Below are 5247 nucleotides of genomic sequence, written 5' to 3' on the forward strand. Positions count from 1 at the left end.
GGCCGTGCTCGCGCTGGCCCTGATCGTGCTCGCCGTCGCCGCGGCGCTGGCGGCCGGGGCGGTGCCGCGGTTGTCGCTGGCCAGGTTCGAGGCGCCGGGGTCGGAGTCGGACCGGGCGCAGGCCGAGCTGGTACGGCGGTTCGGGACGGGCAGCCCCGACATGATCTTCCTGGTGACCGCGAAGGCCGGCACCGTGGACGACCCCGCGGTCGAGGCCGAGGGCAGGGCGCTGACCGCGCGGATCGGCGGTCGGGAGGGGGTCGCCGAGTCCGCCTCGTACTGGACCCGCGGCAGGCCCGCCACCATGCGCAGCCAGGACGGCAGGCACGCGCTGATCGTGGTGCGCATCCCGGGGGACGCCGACCACGTGCGCGGGCGGGTGCTGCCCGGGCTCGTGCCCGGGATCACCGAGGGCACCGGCCTGCTCCGGGTGCGGGCCGGGGGAGGGGAGGAGGTCTTCAGGGAGGCCGTGCCGCTGTCGAGGCAGGACTTCGTACGGGCCGAGCTGGTCATCTTCCCGCTGGCGTTCGCGCTGCTCTGGCTCTACCAGCGGCGCGCCATGGCGGCCCTGGCGCCGATCCTGGCCGGGGTGTTCGCGATGGTGATCGGGCTGGCGCTGCTGCGCGTGCCCCTGGCCTTCACCGGCATCTCCACGTTCGCCCTGAACTTGACCCTCGCGATGGGGCTCGGGCTCGGCATCGACTACTGCCTGTTCGTCATCCAGCGCTTCCGCGAGGAGACGCGGCGCGGCGCGGACCGGGCGAGCGCGGTGGCCGGGGCCGTGGAGCACGCGGGGCGGACGGTGCTGTTCAGCGGGCTCACCGTGGCCTCGTCCCTGGCCGTGCTGTTCGCGCTGCCGTTCGACTTCCTGAGATCCTTCGCGTACGCGGGCATCGCCGTCGTCGCCGGCGGCCTCTTCGCGGCGGTGATCGTGCTGCCCGCCGTGCTGGCCTCGATCGGGGCCACGGTGCTCCCCAAGCTGGTCAGGCCGGAGCGGGAGGCGGGATTCTGGCACGCGCTGGCCGTCCGGGTGATGCGGCGGCCGCTGATCTTCGGCGGGCTGGCCACGGCGGTGCTGCTGCTGCTCGCCTCACCGTTCCTGGGGCTGCGGTTCGGCGTGGCCGACGACCGGATCCTGCCCCCGGAGGCGTCGTCCCGGCAGACGCAGGAGATCATCCGCCAGACTTTCCCGGCGGAGGAGACCGACGCCATCCAGATAATCGCCAAAAATCAGACGTCAGGCGATATTTCGCAGTATGCGGGGGCGTTGTCCCGGCTCCCCGGGGTCGCCCAGGTCGACTCGGCCGCCGGGTCGTTCGCGGAGGGCGGCCGGGTGGGCGACGGCGACCCCGAGAGGTTCCGGCGCGGGTCGGCCGGAGACACCTGGCTGTCCGTGGTCCCGTCCGCCGAGGCGCTGGCCGACGACCCGGTGCGGCTGGTCCAGTCCGTACGCGCCGTCGAGCCGCCCTTCGAGGTCCTGGTCGGCGGCTACCCGGCCGAGCTGGCCGACTACCGCGCCTCCATCGTCGACCGGCTCCCCCTGGTGCTGGCCCTCATGCTCGGCGTCACGTTCCTGGTCCTCTTCGGGATGACCAGGAGCCTGATCATCCCGCTCAAGGCGTCCCTGCTGAACCTGCTCAGCATGGGCGTCATGTTCGGCGCCGTCGTCTGGGTCTTCCAGGACGGCAACCTCGCCGGCCTCCTCGGCTTCACCCCGACGGGCACGCTCGACCCCAGCATCCCGATCCTGATGCTCTGCGTCGCGTACGGCCTGTCGATGGACTACGAGGTCTTCCTGCTCTCCCGCATCAAGGAGGAGTACGACAGGACCGGCGACACCGAGGAGGCCGTGGCCGCCGGCCTGCAGCGGGGCGCGCCGCTGATCACGGCCGCCGGCGGGATCCTGGCGCTCACGTTCGCCGCCTACGCCACGGCGCAGGTGATGTTCGTGCAGATGCTGGGCGTCGGCATGGCGGTGGCCGTGCTGGTCGACGCGACCGTGATCAGGGCGGTGCTGGTGCCGAGCCTGATGCGCCTGGCGGGCCCGCTCAACTGGTGGCCTAGAGGTCGCGTGACCACATCTGCTCGGTGACCTCGACCCCGTTCTCCACGCCCCTCTCCTCCGAGTCCAGCGCGAACCCGGTCCCCTCGTAGATCCGCCGCGCGCTCACCAGGCAGTCGCGGGTCCACAGCGTGATCCGCTTGTACCCCTCGGCCCGCGCGTGCCGCAGGCACTCCTCCACGAGCCGCCGCCCGAGCCCCAGCCCTCTGGCGGACGGCTCCACCAGCAGCATCCGCAGCTTGGCCGTCGTCTCGTCCTGCCGCACGCAGAACACGCAGCCGGCCCGCTCCCCGCCCACCTCGGCGATCCACCCGGCGTCCCGGGAGAAGTCCAGCTCGCCGACGATCCTGGCGACGAGCTGCTCGAACTCCATGCCCCAACCGTACTCGCGGCTGTAGAGGTCGCCGTGCCGGTAGACGACCCAGCCCAGGTCGCCGGCGCGCGGGGGCCTGATCACGTACGGCTGCCCGGCGCCCCCGTCGCCCAGCAGCTCCCTGATCGTGGCCATGCCGGCCACCAGCCGCCCCTGGCTCTCGTCCGGCAACCCGGACAGCAGCCGCTCGATCTCCTCGGCCGAGCGCCTGTCGAGGTCCGCGAACGTCTGCGTGCCCGCGGAGGTGAGCCGTACGAGCTGCTTGCGGGCGTCCGACGAGGAGCGCTCGCGCGAGATCAGCCCGTCGGTCTCGAAGCGCGCCAGGATGCGGCTGAGGTAGCCCGCGTCCAGGTCGAGCAGGGAGCGCAGCGCCCCGGTCTCCATCGGCGCGGTGTGCGCCAGCTCGAACAGCACCCTCACCTCGGTCAGCGAGTACGGCGAGTCGAGCATGCCCGCCTGCAGCACGCCGATCACTTTCGTATAGAACCGGTTGAAGGCCCTGACCTCAGAGACCCTTGCCTCTGTCAACGAACTCATTGCTACAGTCAACCATGAGAGGATCCCTGTTGTGAAGCGCGTCTACATAGGCGGATACGGCCCCGGCATCGTCACGGTCGGCGGCGGGCTCACCAGAGTGGCCTCGCCGTCGTTCCTGGCCGCCCATCCCACCCTGCCGGTGCTGTACGCGGCGGGCGAGCTCGAACGCGGCTGGCTCACCGCGTTCCAGGTGGGCGAGACCCTCGACGTGCTGGACGAGCGGCCGAGCGAAGGCTCCCTGCCCTGCCACGTCGCCGTGGACCCGACCGGCAGCGTGCTCGCGGCGGCCAACTACGGCGACGGCGTCGCCGTCGTCTACCGCCTCGACGATCGCGGCGCGTTTGAGGGCGAGCCGATCGTGCTGCGCCACCAGGGCTCGGGCCCGGACCCGGAGCGCCAGGAGGGCCCGCACGCCCACGAGGCCGTCTTCCACGACGGGATCCTGCACGTCTCCGACCTCGGCACCGACGAGATCCGCCGCTACACCTACGACGGCACCGCGCTGGAGCCGATCAGGCTCGAGCCCGGCACGGGCCCGCGCCACTTCGCCTTCTCCGGATCGCGCCTCTACGTGGCGGGCGAGCTCGCCGGCACCGTCACCCTCATCGAGGGCGGGCGCCACACGGTCGTCCCCGCCTCGCGCTCGGAGGGCAAGAACGCCCCGTCCCACCTCCAGCTCGCCGGCGACCTCGTGTACGTCGCCAACCGCGGGCCCGACACCGTCACGGTGCTGCGCGCCGCCGACCTGTCGCACGTGGCGGAGGTATCGGCGGGCGGCGACTGGCCCAGGCACTTCGCCGTCGACGGGACCACCATGTACGTGGCCGACCAGCACTCGGACGCCGTCACCGTCTTCCGGCTCGAGGACGGCGTGCCCGAGCCCTCGGAGGAGTCGTACGAGGTCGAAAGCCCGGCCTGTGTGCTGATCATGTAAGGAGTTCGCCAAGTCACGGCTCATCGGGTCGTTCGGTCATGACCATGGACGGGTGCGAAAGATCCTCGTCATGCTGTCGTCGCTGGTCGTCGTCGCCGGGTGCGGCGGCTCGCCCCCGGCTCCCGCCCCGGTCCAGGGCCCGGTCCAGCACCCGGACCAGGCCGGGCCGCCTCCGCCCGCGGCGGAGGTGCAGGAGTCGTGGCACATCACCCGGCGCGGCGCGGAGCACGAGATCGAGGGCTACGCCGACCGGGTGAGCGTCCTGCCGGGCGAGCGCTTCGGGCTGCGGGTCTCGACGACCGCTCCGCGCTTCTCGGCACGCGCCTTCCGCATGGGCGCGAACCCGGTCAAGGTGTGGGAGTCGCCCGCCGTCCAGGGCGTACGGCAGGCGCCGATGCGGCTCGTGGGCGGCACGGTGAGCGCGGCCCACTGGCGGCCCTCGCTCACCGTGGACACCGCGGGCTGGCCCGAGGGCGCGTACCTGATCAGGCTCGACGCCTCGACCGGCGCCCAGCGGTACGTCCCGATCACCGTGCGCTCGGCCTCCACCGCCGGCCGGGTGGTGATGGTGAACGCGGTCACCACCTGGCAGGCGTACAACCGGTGGGGCGGCCACAGCCTCTACACGGGCGCGCGCGGGTACGCCGACCGCTCCCGCGCCGTGACCTTCGACCGCCCGTACGACGACGACGGCGCCCGGCTCTTCCTGGACTTCGAGAAGGAGGCGCTGGCCGTGGCCGAGCAGAGCCACGTGCCGCTGGCGTACCTGACGAACCTGGACCTCAAGCCCGGCGTGCTCGACGGCGCCCGCGCGGTGGTGTCGCTGGGGCACGACGAGTACTGGTCGCCCGGCATGCGCGCGGTCGTCACCACGGCCAGGGACGCCGGCACGAACCTGGCCTTCCTCGGCGCGAACGCCGTCTACTGGCGCATCGCGATGCACGACCGGACGCTCGCCTGCGACAAGGAGCGGCTCTGCCGGCTGTGGCGGGACTCCAAGCCGGAGAGCACGCTGGTGGGGCAGATGTACGACTGCTTCCCGGCGGAGGGCGCCTACCGGGTGACGCGGCCGCACCACTGGATCTTCGCCGGGACCAAGGGGAGGCGCTTCCCGGGGATGGTCGGCGTCGAGTCCGACAAGGTGTCGCGCGGGTCGCCGGGGAACGTCCAGGTGCTGGCGGAGTCGCCGTACTCCTGCGGCGGCGGGCGGGCCACCCACTCCGACAGCACGTACTACGTGGCGCCGTCTCGCCGCCCGACAGCCGGTAGCCGCGGTCGCCCACGACGGTGTCGAGCTGCTCGGGCAGGCCCTCCACGAGGTCGCCGATCTGCGCGGCCCTG

General features: G+C 72.5%; 3 protein-coding genes and 1 pseudogene. 3 read left to right on the plus strand and 1 reads right to left on the minus strand.

What is annotated here, in order from left to right:
- Positions 1 to 2092 (plus strand): MMPL family transporter (locus ACWDX9_RS59440; protein ID WP_449972526.1); only part of this gene is annotated, 2092 nt, incomplete at its 5' end.
- On the opposite strand, the gene ACWDX9_RS59445 is transcribed toward ACWDX9_RS59440, so the two are convergent.
- Positions 2061 to 2909: a bifunctional helix-turn-helix transcriptional regulator/GNAT family N-acetyltransferase gene (locus ACWDX9_RS59445; RefSeq protein ID WP_449972529.1), complete on the minus strand. Its 849-nt coding sequence runs from the start codon at positions 2907 to 2909 to the stop codon at positions 2061 to 2063. The genes ACWDX9_RS59440 and ACWDX9_RS59445 overlap by 32 nt on opposite strands.
- Before the next feature lie 94 nt (positions 2910 to 3003).
- Here ACWDX9_RS59445 and ACWDX9_RS59450 point away from each other — a divergent pair, with 94 nt between their 5' ends.
- Positions 3004 to 3906, plus strand: a complete 903-nt coding sequence (locus ACWDX9_RS59450) for a lactonase family protein (RefSeq protein WP_449972531.1) — start codon at positions 3004 to 3006, stop codon at positions 3904 to 3906.
- Positions 3907 to 4237: 331 nt separating this feature from the next.
- A pseudogene (locus tag ACWDX9_RS59455) lies at positions 4238 to 5092 on the plus strand (N,N-dimethylformamidase beta subunit family domain-containing protein); the annotation flags it as partial.
- Positions 5093 to 5247 lie beyond the last annotated feature (155 nt).

This window comes from Nonomuraea sp. NPDC003201 (assembly GCF_053590415.1).